This window comes from Pseudooceanicola lipolyticus (assembly GCF_002786325.1).
Classification (GTDB): Bacteria; Pseudomonadota; Alphaproteobacteria; order Rhodobacterales; family Rhodobacteraceae; genus Pseudooceanicola_C; species Pseudooceanicola_C lipolyticus.
In genome coordinates, this window is record NZ_PGTB01000007.1 from 22456 (window position 1) to 44622 (window position 22167).

The 22167-nt window shown below is 60.2% G+C and carries 16 protein-coding genes and 1 pseudogene; 11 read left to right on the forward strand and 6 right to left on the reverse strand.

Annotated features, from left to right (window positions below):
- Window positions 1-160 precede the first annotated feature (160 nt).
- A complete protein-coding gene (locus tag CVM52_RS04450; RefSeq protein ID WP_100161401.1) occupies window positions 161-454 on the forward strand; it encodes a hypothetical protein in 294 nt (97 codons plus the stop codon).
- 374 nt (window positions 455-828) lie between these two features.
- On the opposite strand, the gene CVM52_RS04455 is transcribed toward CVM52_RS04450, so the two are convergent.
- Window positions 829-1068, reverse strand: a complete 240-nt coding sequence (locus CVM52_RS04455; protein WP_100161402.1) for a hypothetical protein — start codon at window positions 1066-1068, stop codon at window positions 829-831.
- Between the two features lie 505 nt (window positions 1069-1573).
- Here CVM52_RS04455 and CVM52_RS04460 point away from each other — a divergent pair.
- Together CVM52_RS04460 and CVM52_RS26530 are read left to right on the forward strand one after the other, a co-directional pair.
- Entirely contained in the window at window positions 1574-3523 is a 1950-nt protein-coding gene (locus tag CVM52_RS04460) for a DEAD/DEAH box helicase (RefSeq protein WP_100161403.1), read from the forward strand.
- Between the two features lie 325 nt (window positions 3524-3848).
- Complete coding sequence (locus tag CVM52_RS26530; RefSeq protein ID WP_133119784.1) at window positions 3849-4319, forward strand: hypothetical protein; 471 nt, start codon at window positions 3849-3851, stop codon at window positions 4317-4319.
- Window positions 4320-5524: 1205 nt separating this feature from the next.
- Here CVM52_RS26530 and CVM52_RS04465 read toward each other — a convergent pair.
- The 4 genes from CVM52_RS04465 to CVM52_RS04485 form a co-directional block, all read right to left on the reverse strand.
- Complete coding sequence (locus CVM52_RS04465) at window positions 5525-5872, reverse strand: hypothetical protein (protein WP_133119785.1); 348 nt, start codon at window positions 5870-5872, stop codon at window positions 5525-5527.
- A gap of 841 nt (window positions 5873-6713) precedes the next feature.
- The gene (locus CVM52_RS04475; protein WP_240620861.1) at window positions 6714-8060 is read right to left on the reverse strand and encodes an O-antigen ligase family protein; all 1347 of its coding nucleotides are present in this window, start codon (window positions 8058-8060) and stop codon (window positions 6714-6716) included.
- Window positions 8057-9538 (reverse strand): GumC family protein, encoded by a 1482-nt coding sequence (locus CVM52_RS04480; RefSeq protein WP_100161405.1) that lies wholly within the window; start codon window positions 9536-9538, stop codon window positions 8057-8059. Before CVM52_RS04480 ends, CVM52_RS04475 begins: the two co-directional genes overlap by 4 nt.
- Window positions 9539-9646: 108 nt before the next feature.
- Entirely contained in the window at window positions 9647-10258 is a 612-nt protein-coding gene (locus tag CVM52_RS04485; protein ID WP_100161406.1) for a response regulator transcription factor, read from the reverse strand.
- 354 nt (window positions 10259-10612) lie between these two features.
- Between CVM52_RS04485 and CVM52_RS04490 the strand changes: the two genes are divergently transcribed.
- From CVM52_RS04490 to CVM52_RS04500, 3 genes are all read left to right on the forward strand, one after another.
- Complete coding sequence (locus CVM52_RS04490; RefSeq protein WP_100161407.1) at window positions 10613-12028, forward strand: sugar transferase; 1416 nt, start codon at window positions 10613-10615, stop codon at window positions 12026-12028.
- 240 nt (window positions 12029-12268) lie between these two features.
- Window positions 12269-12784: a putative pterin-binding protein gene (locus CVM52_RS04495; RefSeq protein ID WP_100161408.1), complete on the forward strand. Its 516-nt coding sequence runs from the start codon at window positions 12269-12271 to the stop codon at window positions 12782-12784.
- A 33-nt stretch (window positions 12785-12817) separates the two neighbouring features.
- On the forward strand, window positions 12818-15409 hold the full coding sequence (locus tag CVM52_RS04500) for a hybrid sensor histidine kinase/response regulator (protein WP_133119786.1): 2592 nt from the start codon (window positions 12818-12820) through the stop codon (window positions 15407-15409).
- On the opposite strand, the gene CVM52_RS04505 is transcribed toward CVM52_RS04500, so the two are convergent.
- Window positions 15384-16598 (reverse strand): polysaccharide biosynthesis/export family protein, encoded by a 1215-nt coding sequence (locus CVM52_RS04505; RefSeq protein WP_100161410.1) that lies wholly within the window; start codon window positions 16596-16598, stop codon window positions 15384-15386. The genes CVM52_RS04500 and CVM52_RS04505 overlap by 26 nt on opposite strands.
- A 221-nt stretch (window positions 16599-16819) precedes the next feature.
- Here CVM52_RS04505 and CVM52_RS04510 point away from each other — a divergent pair, with 221 nt between their 5' ends.
- The 5 genes and pseudogenes from CVM52_RS04510 to CVM52_RS04530 all read left to right on the forward strand — a co-directional run.
- Window positions 16820-18058 carry an oligosaccharide flippase family protein gene (locus CVM52_RS04510; RefSeq protein WP_100161411.1) on the forward strand — a complete coding sequence of 413 codons (1239 nt, stop codon included), beginning with the start codon at window positions 16820-16822 and terminating at the stop codon, window positions 18056-18058.
- Window position 18059: 1 nt separating this feature from the next.
- On the forward strand, window positions 18060-18974 hold the full coding sequence (locus CVM52_RS04515; protein WP_100161412.1) for a glycosyltransferase family 2 protein: 915 nt from the start codon (window positions 18060-18062) through the stop codon (window positions 18972-18974).
- A complete protein-coding gene (locus CVM52_RS04520) occupies window positions 18922-19971 on the forward strand; it encodes a glycosyltransferase family 2 protein (RefSeq protein ID WP_370741356.1) in 1050 nt (349 codons plus the stop codon). The genes CVM52_RS04515 and CVM52_RS04520 overlap by 53 nt, the downstream gene beginning before the upstream one ends.
- Window positions 19972-19993: 22 nt before the next feature.
- Window positions 19994-20971, forward strand: a complete 978-nt coding sequence (locus CVM52_RS04525; RefSeq protein ID WP_100161444.1) for a glycosyltransferase — start codon at window positions 19994-19996, stop codon at window positions 20969-20971.
- A 183-nt stretch (window positions 20972-21154) separates the two neighbouring features.
- Window positions 21155-21951, forward strand: a pseudogene (locus CVM52_RS04530) (IS5 family transposase); the annotation flags it as partial.
- Window positions 21952-22167 lie beyond the last annotated feature (216 nt).

A 22167-nucleotide genomic window follows, 5' to 3' on the forward strand; every position in this document is an offset into this window, starting at 1 on the left:
TCTTTAATGCTCATCTTGCCTCACTCGAGTTTCAGTGTTCGGCGGGCTAAGAAGCCGTCATCGGAAGATGTGAAATCCAGGAGTGATGCTGCCAGTTTCCCGAGCAGAATCGCACGGCCTTTCTTTCGCGAAGCGCCTCTTGAGGCGCAGAAAAAGCCAGATGCCGAAGGTTCTCACGGCATTTGCGGCCTTGGACGTAGATGTCAGTTCCGGCGCTGTTGGCAATCCTGCCGCGTTCCTTGTAGCTGTTGATGTGTCCGAGATCCGGCTCGATATACATGCAATTGTGCCCGCCGGCCCCGTCCAGGCCATTTGCCCTGATGTCGTCTTCGCTCTGGCGATTGCTTCATACTTCGGCGGAAAAGTAAGTGCCCCCGAGGCGGATGATGCTGATATAGATCAGTTTCTACACACCGGCCGCACGGCCAGCGTCGGTAACGTTGAGGTGCTGTAGGATGCGGTACTCAGCCGGGACCATGCCGAATACGATCCACGCATTGCATGAATATGCAGTTCTTGCTGCGTCGATCCTATGATCAAAACCACCAGCCATGCTGGTTGCGGAAAATAGCGAAAAATCCCAGACCCTACCAGATTAAGCTGCTGGCCACCTGATGCGGAAGAGATACCCGGTCATCTGTGAGACCGCGCTCCAGCCGTCATGGCCAGTGGCAAGCTTCACTCAGAGTCGTGGCGGCGCTGAGATCGGTCCAAAACCGGCAGGCCGTCGAGGGTGTCGAACGCTGCGACGCGTTTCATCAGACCGGGTTTTTGCTGCGGCTCCACAACTTTTGCGATGCCGAGCGGACGGTGAGCGGGACAGCCCCGTCATTCAGAAACGGCATCCCTCAGCCATGAGACCTTTGCCTTTGCCTCTGCAAATGCTTGATCGAAGGTCCCGAAAGAAGCTGCGCCATAGCGCCCAATGCTATACCAACCTCGACCGTCTTCCGGGTCTCTCCGATACTCATCAAAACCGTAAGTGTTGTCAGGGCGACGAAAAATATCGACGCAGATGGTTTCGCCATCCAGATTGATCGAGCGGATAACCTTGTTCTTGTGCGCCATGACCAGCTTTCAAATCTTGGGTGATTTAAGTTGCCACGATTATAAGTGCCAGCCGCGTGCTTTGGTAGGTATGGGCTGTACAGCGGTCCTGTGGCGCCGCGGCGCAGGAAGCGGTCGACCGGGCAGGGCACCGTGACTTTTCGGCCCAAAGCCGACCATCCCCGCTTAGTCGTTGAACGCCTGCTTTTATTCCATGTCCCACCGATTCCCGGTGTGCAGCGGGGGCGGATGGCCTTGGCACGAGTTCACCTGGCCGAATGCGGATCTTCCTGTGAACACTGAATTGGAGGGCAAGGTCGCTGCCCTCATACCGTTCGATCTCGGGCCAGGGCCTATGCATCCCGCGCGCGACAAGGCGCCACCGGGTGCACTTGCCCTGTCTTGAACCTATACAAGCCATCGCAATTGCTCTAAACGCGGTTGGCTGTGCGCCCTTTTGGGCGCGAAACCTACCCGTTCGCCGGCCCGGATCACTCCGAGCAGTTCCCGAGAGTAAAGTTCCTCCATGCATCCTGCACTTCGCGCGGCCCTCGATGACCGTGGATACACCACGTTGACACCGGTTCAGACCTCGGTGCTCGACCCCGCTTTGAAAGGTCGTGACCTGCTGGTTTCGGCGCAAACCGGCTCGGGCAAGACGCTGGGCTTCGGCCTTGCCATCGCGCCCACGCTTCTGGGGGACGGTGAGGTTTTCTCGCCGGGTGCCACACCGCTTGCCATTGTCATTGCCCCGACGCGCGAGCTGGCCTTGCAGGTCAAACGCGAACTCGGGTGGCTTTATGCAAAAACGGGGGCGGTCCTGGCCTCCTGCGTGGGAGGCATGGACATGCGCGACGAACGCCGCGCGCTGGAACGCGGGGCGCATATCGTTGCCGCCACACCGGGGCGACTGCGCGACCATATCACCCGCGGCTCCATCGATCTCTCCGCCGTGCGCGCCGTCGTCCTCGACGAGGCCGACGAAATGCTCGACCTCGGATTTCGCGAGGAGCTGGAATTCATCCTGGACGAGTTGCCCTCCGAGCGGCAGACCTTGCTGTTCTCGGCCACCGTTCCGCCGACCATCGCCGCGCTCGCGAAAGGCTATCAGAACAACGCCGAACGGATCGTCGCCAGGTCCGAAACCCCGCAGCACGACGATATCGAGTACCGCGCGATGATGGTGGCCGAACGCGATGTCGAGAACGCGGTGATCAACACGTTGCGGTATCACGAAGCCCCCAATGCGCTGGTCTTTGCCAACACGCGCGCGATGGTCAACCGGCTTGCGACGCGGCTGTCGAACCGCGGGTTCAACGCGGTGGCGCTGTCGGGCGAGCTGTCGCAATCCGAACGCACCCACGCCTTGCAGGCGATGCGTGACGGGCGCGCGCGGGTCTGCGTCGCGACCGACGTGGCGGCGCGCGGCATCGACCTGCCAAGGCTCGATCTTGTCGTGCATGCCGAACTGCCATCCAACCAGGAGACCCTGCTGCACCGCTCCGGGCGCACCGGCCGGGCCGGGCGCAAGGGCGTGAGCGCGCTGATCGTGACGCCGCGCGTGCGCAAGAAGGCCGAACGCTTGCTGGGCTGGGCCAAGGTCACGGCCGAATGGGGCAGCGCGCCGTCCGCCGCCGAGGTCCGCGCGATGGATGAAGAGCGGCTGTTTTCCGACCCGACCTGGCAGGAACCGGCAACCGAGGAAGAGCAGGCGAGCGCGAAGCGGCTTCTCGATGCGTTTTCGCCCGAGCAGATCGTCGCCGGTTACCTGCGCGTGCTGCACACGCTGCGCGCCCCTCCCGAGGAACTGGCCGAACCGGGGGCCAAGCCCGAGCCCGTCAGGGAGTTCGGCCCCGCGACCTGGTTTGCCGTGTCAGGTGGACGCGACGCGGGCGCCGAGCCGCGCCGCCTGTTGCCGATGCTCTGCAAGGCGGGCGGCCTGTCGAAAGACGACATCGGCGCAATCCGGGTGCAGCAAGACCGGAGTTTCGTGCAGATCCGCGACGAGGCCGTCGCGGGTTTCCTGGCGAACGTGGGCGAGAGCATGGTGCTGGAAAAGGGCGCGCAACTCACCCAACTGGCTGCGCCCCCCGACCTCGCGGCCAGGGGGGCGGGACCCAGGAAGGGCAACGCCGGACGCAAACCCCACGGCTCCAAACCGCATCGCGGCAAGGCACCGGTGCCGGCCGGCCCTGAACCTGATCCGGCGACGACGCCCGAGCGAAAGCGCCCCCACCGGACCAGCGATGGCCGCAAGGAAGCGGTCGACCGCGCCCCTGTGGAGCCCGGTAGCGCCGCCAAGCCAAACCGTAAACCAAAGGGGCCGCCGCCGCCCAAGGGCAAGCCGAGCAGCAAGAAGAACCGCGCTCGCGCCGCAGCGGCCATGTCGGGCAAGGGGCCAGGAAAAACCCGCAACAAACCCGGCGCGCCAAAACGGCAGCCCAAAGGCCCCAAGCCGGCAGGTGGTGGATCCTAGCAGGCGAAACACCGGTTCGGGGGTTCGATCGCGGCGCTCTCGGCCCATTGCTGCCGTTCGTTTGCCGCTGCGCTCTCCGGCGCAGTTCATCCGAAGAGGGCATCGAACGCCGGGTGCAGCATTGGTTGGCTAACCCGCACTGCCGCTCTCGCCAAGTGACGCGGCGTCTGCGCGACATTAAGGGCAGCCTTCCACCCCTTGCAGAACCGGTTCGCTCTCGCCTCACACTATCTGCATGTGCTTTTAGGTGTTCCGTCAAACTTGCCAATTGTACAAAAATCCACTGAACTGCGAAACGAGCGACGATGCGAGGAGCGGCAAGACATTGATCAAACCAAGCAGCATCACGGAAAACGAAAACTTTCGACTATTCAAAAGGGTGTCGGCCGTATTGATTTCCATGATGGCCGTTGGTGGCGTCGTCTATTCTGGTATCGAACCAAGTCCATATGAGGAAGATAAAAATTTGTTCTTCCGGGCAATGGAAACCAACGATATAGCATATCTAACTTTGATCTGCCCAACCGGGGCCGATTTCCTGTCTAAGAAAGATTATGCAAATCTTATCGCACATGTGAGAAAAAGCAGCCCAAGAGAATACAGAGAAAATCTTAGGAATGTCTTGAAGGATTGCGACGTATTAACCAGGGATATCGCTTGCGAAGTTTATCCATTACAAGAATTTCAAGGGCGAGTGACTTTTCTAGACGAGATTTTCGCAAGTTATTGCGGGCGCGATTTCTTTAAAGATAGTGGGGTACATGTAAAAACATATCATGGTGCCATTTTACATTGACTGTACTGGAGGCCGGAATTGAAAAATCAGAGTGAGGATATATTGCATTGGGTCTTGTCAGGGGTACTTGCCTTGAGCCAGGCAAGGCGCGCTCGATTTGAGCTGACAGCATAATGAAGGCGGTCTATTTGATTCTGTGAGTTATTTTTATCCGTTGCGCCTGCCTTTAAATATGTTGAATAGAGTCATCGCTACGAATAACGGAAGCGTTACAACGATATACCATCTGAATAGATCGTACGCTGCCGCGAGGAATATTGACGAAAAATCTGATATGTGGCGAAAGTCGAAGTAGTAAGTGGCGGTAAGTACAAAGAGAAAAAAGAATGTATAGAAGATGTAGAGATTCCAGAAATCTCTTGCCCTAGTTATTATGAATACAATGAGTAATACGAGTATGGCTATTAAGGTTACTCCATAGGTCGCACGACGTATTGTGTAGCTGGCAGGTGTATAATCTTTGGCAAAAAGAAGCAGCCCGAAGAATGTTAACTCTAGCAAAATGGCGGAATATAGAAGTGCTTTCCCCTTAGTAACGTTTGAACTCGCTTCGGTCGGCGCTCTCTTCATTCCCCGCACCCTTTTCGGTACCTTCGCCTATAACATCTTAGGCTTTTTCTAGCCTGACGGAGGATGCCGAACAACTACATCATAAAATGTATTTCCTAAGACGCCTGTCGCGGGCACTGTCATACAAACGTGGCTTGAGGCGGGGCAGGACGCTGGCCAGCTTCCGTCCATGCCCCAACGCGCGCCTTTCCAATACTTAAAGGCCAGCCCGGAGGTCGTCCGGCTGCCTGGTTTTACTGTAGCTGCCGTACCGCGCTGCCTTCCTTCACCTTTCCGCCCTGTGTGTGGATCCTTCAGGAGCGATGGATTGACATTGGTGGAAGGTCCGCTTCCAAGTTCAGCTAAAGTCTCGTTCGCAAGTGTAGCGAACGATCGCTTCCCGCCCCTTCTATCGATGGACGCGAACGGCCCCTTGCGGACAGTCGAGCATGATGCCGGGCAACGCCGGGCCCGGCCCAAAGCCGACCTCCGTCTCGGGGGTTCGAGGCTGCGGGGGGCGGTCAGAGAGGACCGTCGCCGCGCCGGCGAACCGTTGCTGGTGGCGCACGGACAGATCGCGGGAGGGTCAGCCTATGAAACCGGCAGGCGATTGATCCGGATATCCCGTTGCACTTTGGATGCCACGGGAGGGAATCTTATTCAATTCGTCCCTTCAAGCACACGCTGCCAGACAGGCAAAGCTTGGCCCCTCCGTACCCGTGGTGGTCAACGATCAACACCGCGGACCCGTAGTGATACGGGTATTGGTAATCTTCGCAAACGAACACCCAGCCGTTGGAGAACACCGTGGCGACCTGATCATACTCGCATTCCTCGATTTCGAGGTAGTCCACCTTGTAGGTCTCGGCAGCGCCAGCGTCGGATGCGCTCAGCACCATCAAGACAGGCGCAAGCGATGCGGCAATCGGGATGTATTTGTTCATTTTCTTTGCGGGTTGGACCAAATCCCAAAGCCGCGCCATCTCGCCAATCAGATCTTTCAAACCGTCTTGATCCACATTCCAAAGTTTAGTCCACAATCGACGGAGAAACTCATACGAATGTTTGTTGCTGGATTGTGGCAAGGCGGTGGATATTCAAAGGCTGGGGCCTCTGCCCGAAATCTCTGAAAAGCGCTCGAATCGTCCAAGCGGCGCTGCAGCGAGGGTGTCGACTGCGGCATCGCCGCTTCGCCAGACCGGCCATTGGTGCAGCGCGCAGCACTTAGGGGCATCGGGGGTCGACAGCGTGCACAGAAGTCGCATCCGCCGCGGTCGCGCCAATCTCTGCATCTTGGCTGCTCAACTCAGCCGTACCATTCTCAAGCCAATTGATTCCCAATAAGGTCAATGGCCTAGTGTACGTGACCGTAGACGTCCCGGTGTGTTCTGCCGGGCAACGTTGCACCCGCCCAATGCAAGGGGGCACCTGACAGAGGTGAGCGCAGCTCCTGTCAGCGATATGCCTAAAGAACCAGGGAGCCACCGTGGAAAGTAAAGTCTCCATTTTTCCGATCACCCAAGCGACGACAGCCACGTTCACCGAGCTCTATTTCCGTCTTACGTTTTTCTTCTTCATCCAACGCGGCAGCAAATATGTTCTCTGCCCAACCCAAGGCGAGGTGATAGGCGAAGAAGGCGACCTGATGATCTTTCCGCCAGGCTCAATGGTCACCGTAGCGGAACGGCCGAGCCTCTGGTCGACCTGCTCCACCAGCTACGCCGTATCTATAAAACTACATGCGTTCATCGAGGCTCCGATCGAACCACATCGGCAAGACCATAATGCAGCCACGCAGATGCCAGGCGAAGATCCGTGCAGCGTGCAGCATCCGTCGAAATGGGCTCAAACACCAAATCGCTGCGCGATGGGAATGTCGCGGGTGGTGGTGTCGGAGGTGCTAGCGCACGGCAACGCTCGACACGATCGCAGCTCCGCAGCGTGCCTTCCCAGAATGACAAGCGCCGGCCACAGCATGTAGGCCTCGATTTCAATATTTTCCCCGAACGACAATAGGACCAAGGTCATCGAGATGCTCAGCGGCAGGTAGCCTCGGGGTGATCTGGCCGAGTCGACCAGCGACAGCAGCGTCTGCCATGCCAGGGGCACCAGGAGGGCGACAAAGCCGACCAGCCCCTTCACGAACAGCAGCCCCCACCAGGTGTGGTGGCTTCCGATCGGCATATATTCAACGAGATGCGGACCGGGCTGTACTGTGCCATGGCCGAACCAGAACGCTTCATTTTGCCAGCGCTCGCCCGCGATGCGCTGTAGGGTTTCACGGACACGGGTGCTGTCGGCGCGCGCGCCCTTGAAGGCGGCGATACCATCCTTGACCGATTGCAGCAGCGCAGCCCCAAGCACGGCCATGGTGGCGGAAATGGCAGCGAGAAGCTGCCAGGCCCAGCCTCGCAACAGCAACGGCACCAGGCGCGGTCCCAGCGTGCACGCAACCAGTCCGACAAGACCCATGCGCGATTTGGAAAGCAGCACCATCGCGGTGCCGGCGGCGATGCCAATCGCCCGCCACCGGATGTTTCGTTCTTCCATCGCAAAGCAGATCTGCAACACGCCCAGCAGCGCGGCAAAGGGCGACCATGGCGCGTAGAATTGCCAGCGTGGCGTCCAACTTGCCGGGTCCCAGGTGAAGAAATAGACCGAGAAATATTCGGGGCCGGGCCCGCCGATCGCTTTGAGTGGCGACGTGAACAGCTTTTCGGGCAGCCCGACATAGGGCGCGACGAACAGAACGGGCAGCAACGCAAGCGTCCACAAACCTACGATACACTGGGCGCGAATGATCACCTCGCGCCGGATCGGGAGGATGGCGCCGGCGAAGGGAAACAGCGCGAGCAGCGCCCACCCCTTGGCCCATCCGATCGAGGACTTGATGGTTTGTTTCAGCCCCAGGCCCCAGTCGAGATGACCGACCCAGAGCGCGACAAGCATAACCGTCATCCCTAAACACCATGCCATAACCACTGGCGGAACCGGGCCAGTGGCCTGGAGATCGCGGCGGATGGCCGGCCCGAGGTACAGGGACAGCGCCGCCAACCCGCCCAGCAACCAGGCCAGAACAGGCCCTGCCACGTAGAGCGCACCGACAAAGTACAGCGGCCAGGTCCAGACCAGTGTCCGGAAGATCATGGCCTCGGCCGGGTTGTGCGGCTGGATGTCAGTGCGCGCGTTCATTCCGCGGCCATAAGGGGCGCGTGGATCGGCTGCACCGGGTTGTGCAACAGCCGGGAGATCAATGATTTTCGAAGCCAGCCGAGAAGCAGGCCAAGCAAGAAACAAAATGTCGCGGCACAACCGGCTGCAACAGCCAGCAGACGTTTGGGGGAAGAGGGATCTGTAGGCAACGACGGGTCCTCCAATACCTGGACCAACGGATACGAGGCGTAGACATCGGTTTTGCTGGTCTGCGTTCGCGCCATTGCAGAAGCAAAAACAGCTTCGGCCACGGCGAAATCGCGCTGGAGGTCTTCCAGTTTCGCGGCCGGTTCGATCAGGCTCAGCTTGCGCGCTTCTGCGGCTTGCAATCGAATTGACATCGCCTGGTATTCTGCGGCCAGACCGGCGCGCTCGGCTTCCAGGGTCACAAGATCGCTCAACAACCCGGCGCGGCTGCCGACATGGCTGAGATCGAGATCTTCAAGCTCTGATGCCTTCAGCCCCGTCAGGGCGTGGGCCCGGTTGAAGGCCTCGTGTTTAGTGGCACGTTGGCCGGTCTCTGCCGCCAGCACTTCGGGGTGCTTGTTGCCATAGCGGCCGCGGGCCATGGACAGCGCAGCCGCCTGCTCCGACATCTGTTCGGTCAAGGTGGTGAATTCGGTGTCGGCATGAAGGCGGAGGGCCGCGGCCGCCAGATGGGGTTCGGTCCCGAGAGTGATTTTCAAAGCGGAGACAGCTTCGGTTTTTTCCTCCAGTTCGATCGCCAGTTCCGCCAGCGCCTGCGCCTGGCCATCGGTTTCAGAGACCAGTTCGTGATATTGAGCGGCCGAGATAAGACCGGTTTCGCGCTGAAGTCGCGAGATCTCATTGCGGGTGGAAAGCACCGATTGCCGGTATTCCTCGATCGCATCGCGCCCGCTGTCTTCGCGAGTGACCACCTCGTCATTGCGCAACGCCTCGATCTCGCTGAAAAACGCATCAAGCAAGGCCGCACCGCGCCGTTGGGCGTCTTCCGGCGAGTTGCCGGTGATCGAGATGTGAATAAGGCTGGTCTGGTCCACCAGCTCGATCCGCGCCTTGCCGAAATCTCGGGTCTTCATGTGCATGGCACCGGCCGCGGTATCCAGAATGCGACCGGCGCCAAGCAGACGCTTGTAGGTTTCGGTAGGGCTGACCGCATTATTGGAGAAGGCCGAATTGGCAAACGAGGATGCCTGCCCGATACGATCGAGGTTGACCGAAGCAGAGGCGCCCGATCCCGGCAGAATCAGAGACATGGTGCTGGTGTATTTCAGCGGCGCGGTTTGAAGGTAGCTGACGATCGGCGCCCATATGCAGAGGACGCCAATTGCAAACAGGCCGACATAGCGGGGCAGGCGCCCGGTATCATTGAGCCGCCCCCCGCAAAGCAGGCGGGCGGGTGACAGCTGGCGCAACGGCACTCGGACCAGACGCGGCAGAGAGAATTGATTCAATTTGAAATTCGGGCGTGGCATTTGCGTTTCTCCTTGCCCAGGGTTCTACACCTGGCGCCAGGATCATGCGCGGCTGCGGAAGGATGTCTGCAGGGGGCAATCGAGAATGGAACTACCCCATCGGATAGGTCAGAACAGGCCCTTGTCACGCGCGATCATCGCGGCCTGCGTCCGGTTTGACGCGCCGATCTTGCGATACAGCGTTTTCACATGCAGCTTGACCGTCGGTTCACGAATATCCAGATCGCGCGCGATTTCTTTGTTCGATTTGCCCTCTGTCAAACCTTGCAGGACCTCGATCTCGCGCTGCGAGAGGGATTTCGCCAAGGGATGTTCCGGCTCGTTCTCCGCGGCGCGAAGAAAATCCAGTGGCGCATATTGTTCGCCCATGGCCATGAAGCGGACGGCGTTGATCAGCGACTTGGCAGACAGCGTTTTCGGCAGGAACCCCGCGGCTCCGCTGGCCAGCACCTCTTCGGCAACTTCGCGTTTTGCGGTGCCCGAAATGATCGCAACGCGCTGTCCGCCATCCATACCCATGATGCGTTCAAGCCCGGCTAGACCGTTCATCCCGGGCATGGAATAGTCCAGCAGGACCAGGTCGAACGAGTCCTTGGCTACCAGTTCCTCGGCGCTGGCCAGATCTGGCGCAGTCACCGTTTCGATGCCGCCCTCGCTTTCCAGGAACAGGACCAGCGTATCGCGCAGCAACTCGTGGTCGTCGGCGATCAGTATTCGCATTTCGCTCCCTCCTGTCGCACCGGACTTCTGTGAAAAGTTGCGTTGCTGGATCAGCATATGTGTGTCTCCGGAATTCGGCATCAACAAATCGAAGAACTTGACTCGATTTTCAGATGTCGCAGTAAGCACGAACAAATTGGCAAAAACAGGGCGCCCACGGATACCGCGGCTATCCAACCGGATAGGTGCCTGCAATCCGATCTCAAACATTGCGATCCCTTGGGAGGAAAAGGCTAGTTGATCAGCCCCGATCACTCCTCCTTTGACCCCGCTTACTGTCCTCTCGGGCTTTTGAAAGCTTGGGTGAATTCATTGCAAGTAACTGGAAACGCAATCAAATGAGGAGCGTTCCCAGTGACCTATCTCAGCGACTTTCAGTTCTCCGGCCCGGCACCCACTGCCGACACCGCGCGCGCGTCCAAGCGGGTCGAAGCCCCGTCTTTCGGCCATGTCACCCTATTCGGGCTGCCCGTTGTCTCGGCTTCGACGCCGGCCGTTGTGGAACGGCTTCTGGCACCCGGACGACGCAGCCGGGTTGCATTTCTGAACGCCCATTGCGGGAATGTGATGGCGCGCAACCCGGACTATGCGGATGCGCTGCATACGGCGGATATGGTGCTGCCCGATGGCATCGGGGTCGAACTGGCAGCGCGCATGGGAGGGGACACGATCCGTGAAAATCTCAATGGGACAGATTTCGTTCCCGCGCTGTTGGCCGAGGCGGGGAGGCGGGGCCTGAGTGTCTTCCTGTTCGGTGGTCGGCCCGGCGTCGCCAAGGATGCCGCCGACAAGTTGTGTTTGAAGATTCCAGGTCTGCGCGTGGTCGGAACGCGCGACGGGTTTGAGGGCTCGGCCGATACCGGCGCCGCGATCGCGGCGATCAACCGGGCGCGTCCCGACATCGTCCTTGTCGCCATGGGTGTGCCCCAGCAAGATCTGTGGTTGGCGCGCAATGCGCGGCACCTCGATGCACGCATCACATTGGGTGTCGGCGCGCTGTTCGATTTTCTCTCCGGCCGTGTCCGACGTGCCCCGAAGATTGTGCGCAAAGTGAAATGCGAGTGGATTTGGCGATTGGCGATGGAGCCGCGTCGAATGGCCAAACGCTATCTGATCGGCAATTTCTCATTTCTCGCCCGCTCTGCAATCCACGCCATCGCCAGGACCGATCGGATCGCTGTCGCGCGCCGGGGTCTTGACCTGACGATTGCCCTGACTGCCCTGGCTGTTTTGCTGCCGTTTTTTATCTGCCTGGCCCTTGCGATCCGGCTGGACAGCCGCGGGCCGGTCCTGTTCCGACAGACCCGGATCGGGCGCGACGGTCAACCATTCGAGATGCTGAAATTCCGGTCGATGTATGCGGATGCCGAAGCGCAGCGCGCGGCTCTCTTGCTGCATTCGGATCGCGACGGCGTGTGTTTCAAATCGCGTAGCGATCCGCGGATCACGCGGATCGGCAGGATTATGCGCCGCTTCTCGATCGACGAATTGCCGCAAATCCTGAACGTGCTGCGTGGCGAGATGGCAGTTGTCGGCCCACGGCCGGCCTTGCCAGAGGAAGTTCTGGCCTATCACGACCGCGCGCGCGAACGCCTTGAGGCGAAACCCGGACTGACCGGTATTTGGCAGGTTTCAGGCCGTGCCGAGATCGGTTTTGAGAAGATGATCGACATGGACCTCGCTTATGTCCGGTCGCGGACGATCGTTCTCGACCTCATGCTTGTCTTGCTGACATTCCGCGCAGTGGTCGGAGGTCGTGGCGCCTATTGACGACGCCAGCCGGCGGTGAAGGTGCGTGGATCACCTCCAGCCCTGGAACGAGGGGCAAGGGGACAAACCCTAAGTCGTCGGACTGAAAACCTCGCTTGGTCAGACCTATCGCTTCACGGGCGGTAAGTTGCCCGCACACCGCCACCTATACGATCGGATAGGTGCCCTGCACCGATGCGCCGATGACGCGGCACCGACAGCCGTGGCATAAACCACTTGGTCACATTCGGAGAACTTCACATGTCTTGCTTCAACCTGCCAAAGCTTGTCTTGGCTTCTCTTTTTCTCATCGCCCCTTTACGCCTTTATGCTGCGGAACTCGCTGCGCCGGAGGGCGAAGTCATTCTGGTCATCAGTGGCGACATCGGCGTGACCAACGTTGGAGATACTGCGCAGTTCGACCGGGACATGCTGGAACAGCTCGGCGTGGTTACGATCGAGACCACCACGATATGGACAGAGGGACTGCAAACTTTTACTGGCGTGCCGTTGGCCCAACTGATGGACGTGGTGCAGGCCCGCGGGAAAACCCTCAGCGCAACCGCCATCAATGATTACGCCGTGGACATACCCGCCGAAAATTGGGGTGAAACATGGCCGATCGTCAGTTTTCTTCACAATGACGAACCCATGTCGATTCGCGACAAGGGACCCCTCTGGATCGTCTACCCCTACGACTCGAACCCCGATTTTCAGACCGAAGTGATTTATTCTCGTAGTATTTGGCAACTGGATCGGATCATCGTGAAGGACTGAGCTTCGAAGACATCGGGTTAAAGGGAGGTGCGCTTGGCTGGCACTGAATCAAACTGGCGACAGCGCACCGTTTGGACGCGCACCTCCGCAATCGTCCTTTTGCTGGTGTTTTGCATGGGGACAGTGGCCAGTATGGCTTGGCTCGTGCTGCGCGAAATCGATGAATTGAGCACTGCCAACTCGGACAACCTGCAATGGAGTCTGGCACAGGCAGATGTCGAGTTCCTGAAATTCGAACTGGCCGTGAACGAGGCCTTGCGGAATCCGGAAAATCTCCGCGAGGTTCGGCGGCGGTTCGATATCTTCTACAGCCGAATGCAGACGCTGCAGCGTGGGGAGGTGTTTCAGGCGCTGAGGTCCGAACCCGAATTCGAACAGTCCCGTCAAGGAATTGAAAACTTTCTCTCTACAAGCGTGTCGCAGATTGACGGTACCGATCAGGCTCTGGTCGATGCGCTTCCTGCAATGGCGTCAGCTGCCAAGCAGGCCGCCGCGGACGTTCGCCAGATTTCGCTGTCAGGCTTGGCGGCCTTTGCCAAGCTCTCCGATCAGCGCCGCGAGGAAGTTGTGCAGAGCTTGGTCCGTGTGTCCATTGTGTTGGCCGTGCTTTTGGGCGGTCTGTCTCTTTTGGCTTATTCATTCAACCGGCTTTACCGGTCTGCCGAGCAGAATGCGCTGGCTGCGCAACGCGCAAGCACGCGCAGTCGCACGGTTGTCGAAGCCGCAGCCGATGCGATCATAGTTTGTGACGACGACGGTCACGTCGTTGAGATGAACGCGGCCTCCCAAAATCTGTTCGGGTATTCCCGCGACGAAACGTTCGGATGCCCGGCGCTTGAGTTGTTTCAACCGCCAAGCGTTCGGGGCGCAGTTCTCGATAGGCTGATCAAGGCGACAGAAGACACAGAGAACCCTGAGGCTCACCAACGTCAGGTCGAAACCATTGCCGTTGATCGGGCAGGGCGCGAATTCCCTGTCGAAATTTCGATGGCCAAGGCCGAAGCGGCGGGGGAACGGGTATTTGTCGCGCATATCCGGGATATTTCCAACCGCAAGGCCGCCGAGAAAGGGCTGACCGAGGCGCGCGACCGGGCACTGGCGGGCGAAAAGGCCAAAGCCGAGTTCCTGGCCTTGATGAGCCATGAAATGCGTACGCCGCTGAATGGGTTGCTAGGCACCATGGACCTGCTGCGCGACCACAAGTTGACCGAGCGACAAACCGATTTGCTGGATCATATGCAGTCGTCAGGGCACTTGCTTTTGGGCTTGGTGAACGATGTCTTGGACCTGTCGAAATTCGAGGCAGGCAAGCAGCGGGCAGAAACGCGGCCCTTCAATATCACACGTCTGCTGGATGGCGTGGTTGAAACGACAATGAGCCTGGCCGCGGCAAGTGGAAATTCAGTCGCTTGGTCTTGGCAAGGAGAACCGGATGCACAGGTTCTCGGCGATTCCAGACGTCTGCGGCAGGTGCTTCTGAATCTGGTGAGCAATGCGATCAAATTTACCCGTGCGGGAACGATCGATATCGAGGTGGAGCGTCTGCCGGGGCAGGAGGATCTGGTCGAATTTCGGGTGATCGATACGGGGATCGGCATCGCCCCGGAAAATCTGGCACGCATATTCAAGGATTTCGAAACGCTGGATTCTTCTTATGCACGGCGGGCCGGGGGAACCGGTCTGGGACTTGGCATCTCCAAGCGTTTCGTCGGCCTGATGGGGGGCGAGATCGGCGTCGAAAGCGAACCGGGCGAGGGCAGCATGTTCTGGCTGCGCGTCCCGCTTCCCGTCGAGGAGCAGGGGTCGTCGGATACGACCAACACTGCCAAAAAGACCCCGGATGCCGACGGGGTCGCCCGGCCTTTGTCCATTCTTCTGGTCGAGGACAACGAAATAAACAGATTTGTTGCCCGCGCCATGATCGAAGCCGAGGGTCATACCGTGACCGAAGCCGTTAACGGCAAAGCCGGCGTCGAATGGGCGCAGGCGCAGGAATTCGATGTGATCTTGATGGATATCTCTATGCCCGTGATGGACGGGCAGGAGGCTGCCCGGGCCATCCGCGCGGGCAATGGCGCTTCGGCCAATAGCCCGATCGTGGCGGTCACGGCCCATGCGCTGCCAGAAGAGATCGCCGGATTTAAGGCGGCGGGGATGAAACACTGCATCAGCAAACCGATCGACCGCAAAGCTTTGCTTGGGCTGCTGAATGAGGTGGCAATCCGGACGGAGCATCCGGAACCAGGCCCCACGGCGCAGGAGGCTTTGCTGCTGGACACGAATATTCTGAATGAATTGCGGGACACGCTTGGAGCAACCCAGACCGCACGGCTGATCGGAAAATGTATCAACGAGCTTGATACCTCCATTCAGGAGTTAACGGAAACCGCCACGGATGATCGAGCGTTGGGTTCCACCGCGCACAAATGCGCCGGATCGTGCAGCTCTTTCGGGATGGTCGCGATGCGGCGGGCGCTGGGGCGGATCGAAACTCAAGCGGCCAACGGGTCCGTCAAGCGGCAAGACCTACAGGCGCTCGCGTCGGTCTGGGAAGACAGCAAGCTGGCTCTGCAGGTTTGGGAGGCGACTGGAGAACCCGTCAGTCGACTAACGCGCCCAGCGTGAACACACCAATCAATCGCCCGATTTCTCCCAGGTTGGTGACCCCGCTGTCATAACAGGCGATGGCATCTCCGGGGAGCACATAGGGGTCATAGTCATCACGATCCGCGCGGGTGCGCAGTTCTTCGACGCGCCGTTCGATCACGACGGAAACACCCGTGACGGGATTGCGTGAGAATAGCGCTGCCGATCGGTCTGCACTGGTGGCTCGGGCGCCGCCAACACAGTTCGCGTCGATCACTGCCTGCAAATAGCGGGTTCCATATGGCACCTCGCGCACGCCTTGCGAAACCGCCGCCGCGGCGTTGTTGTTCGCGGGCTGGGTCAGGTTCGACATGTAAAGCGATACGCCCGGCGGACTGACCGGGCTCGGCGTCATCAGTTCGTCCTGAAAACACTGCCGTGACGGAACATAAACCTCGTCTCCGGTCACCAGCATGATGTCATCGAAATGTCGCCCGTCGACGGCGCCACGGAGGTCGACAATATGATTGGTTCCTGCCCGGGTGATGCGCACGGCGGACAGGTCCGCATCGGGGCGCACTCCGCCGGCACTGCGCAGCGCGACCGACAGGTTGCGGCCTTCCGTCGAGGCGCCCAAGGCGGCCTGCCGGCGCGAGTCCACCTGATCGCCCTGAACCCCGCCGATATCGCTGGCCTGCGGATCGAAGACGGCACCGGAAACCCCGATGCGTACGGGGGCAAAATCCATCACCAGCAGAGACAGGGCTGGTTCGTCGACATAGAAGCCACCCGCGACAAGCTTGCGGCGGATCTCGGCCGCGACCTGCTCGGTCCGCCGGCCCTGTGCCGGGATCGGGTCGAGAAACGGTATCTTCAGCATCCCGTCACGAGAAACGACGAACTCACCGGTGAAGGTCTCGTCATTGGGCACGCGCAGATCGATCAGATCGCCGCGTGACAGCAGCTCGCCGCGCAAAGCGTCGGGCAGATAGGTGCGAAGCTTACCAGCACCCGCCGAACCGCTGTAAGGTTTGCACCGCGATGCGTTCATCAGGGCCGAGCGCAAAGTCGGACTGTCGGCGGCGGGGCGTTCCAGATCCCTATATTGCGCCTGGTAGGACTCGCCGCGCGACACTGCCTCGATATTGGCGGGGGTTTTGCCCCCACACGCGGCCAAGGCAATTATCGCCAGTGTGCTTGCCGCATTCCGGGCACTGGTGCGGGCCATGAATTTACTGCTCCGGGTTTTTCTCGTCTTGGTTGATCGCGAATCTAAACGCAGTGGTGACACTACGTCCACAAGCACGCGCGGCTAGGCGTCCTATCCAACAGGATAGGCCGATAGTCCGTTGCTTCTTTGCACTGTCCGCGCGCGCCTCGGACAGGCTGAGCCATCTGGTTTAGGCATGACCCAGCCGGAATAGGCCCCTCAGTCTCGGAAGTGCCACCATGTTCAAGACCAATCGCATCGGTCCCTTTCTTCGCCACCTGATGGCCTATCTGCTGTCGGAAATGGCTGCCAAGGCGTCACGGCTGCTGGTTGTCATCGCCGTCGCGCGTTCGATGGATGCGGCGGCCATCGGGGTTGCCGCAATTGCACTGGCCGCCGCAGATATTTTCAAGTCTCTGACTGAAAACGGCGCAGGCCAGCGCATCATCGCCGCACCTGCGGACCGGCTGGACGCGACCTGCCGGACAGCCAGCCGCATTTTCTGGGTGTGGTGCCTCGGGCTGTTCGCAATTCAGCTGGTGATCGGCGCGGTGATCTGGCGGATCAGCGGCGAAGCCACGCATTTTGTTTTACTCGCAATCCTGGCGGGGGAATACCTCTTCATGCCGGCCGGCCTGGTGCAATGCGCGCTGGCGATGCGGGCCGGAAAGCTGCGCCAGACTGCGGCGATCTCTGCCGGTCAGGTGGTCAGTGCCAATACCGCGTCGGCGGTGCTGGCCTTCGTTTTTCCGGGGCCTCTTGCCCTGGTCCTGCCTCGGCTGTTGGCGGCCCCGGTCTGGTTGGTCTGCATGCGCCGTTTGCATCCCTGGCGCCCGGACCCGCGCGTTGCTCTGGCCCCGGTTACCCCCTTTATCAGGTATGGTTGGGCGGTTCTGGGCGTTGAAGTGGTCAAGGCGCTACGGCTGCAAGCCGACAAGCTGGTCATCGGCGCTATGGCCGGGACGGAAGTGCTGGGGCTCTATTTCATGGCGTTCAACGCCGGTCTCGGCCTGGCGAATTCCTTCGCCCAGGCGTTTGCGATCGCCTTGTTCCCGCATCTCTGTTCGGCCGAGAACCGCGACCGCGCCCTGCGCGGGGCGCTTGGGCTCAGCACGGCGGTGATTTCCGTCATCGTGGTTCTTCAGGCTTTGGCTGCGCCCTACTATGTGCCTGTCCTTTTCGGCGACGGCTGGGACGGGATCGCCGAGGTGGTGTCGATCCTTTGCCTGGCAGCCATCCCTGCGGTGATCTGGAGCGGTGCGGCACAATGGCTGCGCAGCCAGGAACGGCCGCAATTCGAATTTGTCGTCACCGTCGTGGTCACGCTGGCGCTGGTCGCGAACACGGTCCTGATGATCCCTCACGGGCTTACCGCCGTGGCCTGGGGCTATCTGATCATCGCCACTGTGACCCAGATTGGCGCAGCTGTTCCGACCCTTGCGTCGGCTTTCCGCAACCCCATTGCAAAGGTCGCCTGATATGCCCCGGTTTTCGATCATCATGCCCTGCTACAACGCGGCGGAAACGCTGATGGATACGCTGGATAGCCTGCGTTCGCAGAGCTTTTCAGATTGGGAAATGCTGTGCATCGATGACGGTTCGACCGATGCAACCACAAGGTTGCTGACCGATGCGGCGGCACAGGATCCGCGCATACGTCTATTGGACAATCCGGAACGGGGGCCAAGCGCGGCGCGGAATGTGGCGATCACAGAGGCAAATGGTGACCTCCTGGCTTTTTGCGATGCCGACGATCTGTGGATGGCAGACAAGTTGAACCGTATGAACGCGGCCTTTGCCGATGGCACGGTGGCTGCCGCCTATGCCCGGATCGCGTTTTTTGACGGTGCGCGGACGCGTTCGCAATCGACCGTGCGCGCCGGTGATCTGACGGTGCCGGCATTGCTGGGCGAAAATCCGGTGTGCACCATGTCCAACCTGGTGGTGCGCCGCGACGTCTTTGCCGCCACCGGCGGGTTCAACACCAAAATGGTTCACAACGAGGATCTGGAATGGTTGGTCCGGTTGATTGCGCAGGGATACCGGCTGAGCGGGATTGACGAATGCCTGGTGCGATATCGCACCAGCGTGACCGGATTGTCCGCTGATCTGGAGGCCATGCAATCCGGTCGACAAGCGGCGCTGGCAACCGCGGCGCATTACGGATTTTCCACCAACCCCTGCGCAGAGGCGGTCTATTATCGCTATCTCGCGCGTCGGGCGTTGCGCGTCGGAGCGCCGGGTCGGGACGCGTTGCGCTTTGCCCTGGCCGGCATTGCAACCAGCCCTCGGGGCTTTTTTTCCGACTTCCGCCGCGGCGGTCTCACGCTGTTGGGGGCCGTTGTCGGCTCGGCAATGCCGGCACCTCTCCACCGCGCTCTTTTTGCAAGCTGAAAGGAACCAAGCCATGCCCAAGGCCACGATCGTCGTCCCGGCATATAACGTTGCCACCACCCTGGCGGACACCCTTGCAAGCCTATGTGCCCAGACCTTTGCCGATTTCGAGATCATCGTCGTCGATGATGGCTCGTCGGACCGCACAGTCGCTGTTGCGCGCAGTCTGGGCGACCGACGCATTCGGGTCGTACAGCAGCCCAACCGTGGCCTGGCTGGCGCCCGCAACAGCGGCATTGCGCAAGCGCGCGGCGAATATATCGGCTTTTGTGATGCGGATGATTTGTGGCGCCCGACCAAGCTGGCGGCGCATGTCGCCCACCTGAATTCCAACCCGGTCGTAGGCCTGAGCTTTTCCGGCTCTGAGCTGATCGACGACGCGGGCAATCCGCTCGGGCTGGCTCAGCGTCCGCGCCTGAAGCGGATCACGGCGGCGCATGTGTTTCTGCGCAACCCGGTTGGCAACGGGTCGGCCGCGGTGATGCGCCGAGCGGCGTTGGACGACATCGCATGGCGCCCCGCCCGCGAAACGCAGCGGGACTGGTGGTTCGATGAAAGCTTCCGTCAGTCCGAGGATATCGAATGCTGGCTGCGCCTGGCGCTGACGACCGACTGGCAGATCGAAGGCGTCGACGGGCTGCTGACCCGCTATCGCATCAGTTCAGGAGGGTTGTCGGCCGGCACCGACACCCAGCTTGCGACCTGGGAGCGCATGGTCGAGAAGCTTAGCCCGATCGCGCCGCAATTCATGGCGGCGCATACGCCGGCGGCGCGCGCCTATCAGTTGCGTTATCTCGCGCGTCGGGCAATCAGTTCGGGTGATGTCCCATCGGCCTGGCGCAACGTTCAGGCTTCGATGCGCTGTTCGCTCCACCCGCTGCTGAGCGAACCACTCAAGACGCTCAGCACCCTGATTGCGACCAGTGTGTTGGCGGCCTTCGGTCCGGCACCGGTTGCTGCCTTGCGTCGCATTTCCGCCAGCAGAACCCGCGCCTGATTTCATGAAAGGAACCAATGCCATGTTGCGTATCGCCCATCTGATAGACGACACCCAGCCCGGTGGTGTCATGCGCTATCTCGATTTCCTCGCCACCAGCAGCGAACTCACCGGTTTGGCCGATCACCAGGTGATCCCGGTTTCGCGCATCAGGCCCGCGGCAAAGCCGATCGAGGCCGATCTCATCGTGTCGCACTTGACCATCACCTGGCGTGGGCTGCCGGGGCTGATGCTGCTGCGCGCCAGTTATCCGGGCACGCCAATCTATCATGTCGAACACAGCTATTGCGGAGGGTTTGCCGCTGCAAATGTCACCGCGCATGGCCGGTTTCGAAGCCTGCTGGGCAGTGGATACAGCCTGTTCGACCGGGTTGTGGCCGTCAGTACGGTCCAGGCCGACTGGATGCGCCGGTTGGACCTGATCGCGGCGAAGAGGTTGACGGTGATACCACCTTGCGTGGACCTCGGCGCGTTCCGGCAAATATCGGCGCCAATTGGCCCGGTCCGCCGGATCGGGGCGATCGGCCGGTTTGATCGCCAGAAGGGCTTTGACATCCTGATCCAAGCTTTTCGCTCCGTCCCCGGCGAAGACCTGGAATTGCTGATTTTCGGCGATGGACCCGAAGCGGAACGGCTGCACCAACTCGGGGCAGCGGATCATCGGGTGCGCTTTCCCGGCTTCGCAGCCAATCCCGCCGATGCCATAGCGCGATGTGACGCCGTCGTGATGCCGTCGCGCTGGGAGCCGTTTGGCCTGGTTGCGCTGGAAGCCAGGTCAGCGCAGCGCCCATTGATGGTGACGGCAGTTGACGGTCTTCGCGATCATGTCGCCATGGGGGCGATCCCGGTCCGCGGTCTTGCGGTGGAAAACTGGACCGAAGCGTTAAGCGATCTCGTGGAGCACCAGAATGCCCTGACTTTGTCCGGGGAGGCGGTAGCATCGATCGTGGAACCGGAGGTGCGCACGCGTCGCGGCTGGTGCGACTTGTTGAGCGGCTAAATTGACCGTTTCAAACGCTTCAGGTCGATATGTAGACGATAGGCGTGGTCGCTGGCCCATGACTATATGGGGCCAACTTCGATACTGGGGTCAGGATTTATTTAATCCCGCGTAGGGGCGTGCTTCACGGTTCGAAAACCGCGCGGTGCAAAGTCTGATCTCTTCTGGCTGGCAGATGCGCAGATGGCGCGTCTTGAGCCCCATCTTCCGAAGCCCCACGGCAAGCCGCGCGTCGATGATCGGCGTGTGTTGAGCGGGATTATCTTCATCATCCGCAATGGCTTGCGGAGGTGCGATGCGCCTGAGACCTATGGCCCGCACAAGACGCTCTACAACCGTTGGAAGCGGTGGCGAGACAAGGGCGTCTTCGCGCAGATCATGGCGGGCCTGGCGGCCGCGCACGGTGAGGAGAAGACGGTCCTGATCGACATAAGTAGGTGAACGCCATGCGTTCGAGTGAGCCTGCGCAAGCATCTGAAGGCGCACCGGACCGCGACAAGCATGGCCGCGAAAAAGGGAGCGTGGACGCCTGATGGGCCGAACCAAGGGCGGCATGAACACCAAACTGCATACCATCTGCGACAGACAGGGGCGGCCGCTCAACTTGTTTGTCACGCCGGTCAGGTCAGCGACGACATCGGCGCGCGGGCATTGCACGGCGACCTGCCGGATGTCGATTGGCTACTCGGAGACCGCGGCTATGACGCCGACTGGTTCCGAGAAGCATTGAAAGACAAAGGGATACGCCCGTGTATCTCCGGTCGAAAACAGCGCAAGAAAACTGTAAAGTTCCCTCTCGGGACATTGCTGCCGCGATTCCCTGCCGGGCGGTGGACAAGCGCCGATACAAACGACGCAACCGCATCGAAACCATGTTCGGCAGACTGAAGGACTGGCGACGCGTGGCAACCCGATACGACAGATGCCCAAAGGTCTTCCTCTCGGCAATCGCACTCGCCGCAACCGTCATCTATTGGCTATGTGTCCTGACCCTAAAGCCAAACACCGCGACAACAAATCAGCTGACAATCCTCAGTGACATGATAGCAAGTCATATGAAGCCGACAATCCAAGAATGGAGAAAAACCGACGCTGCACATGTTTCGCGGAAAGGTATCGGCCGGAAAAACGACCATTGCGGCCGAGCCGTCCCAACTCATTGAGGGGAGACCGCTCTCCTTCAACGGGGCAGCTTT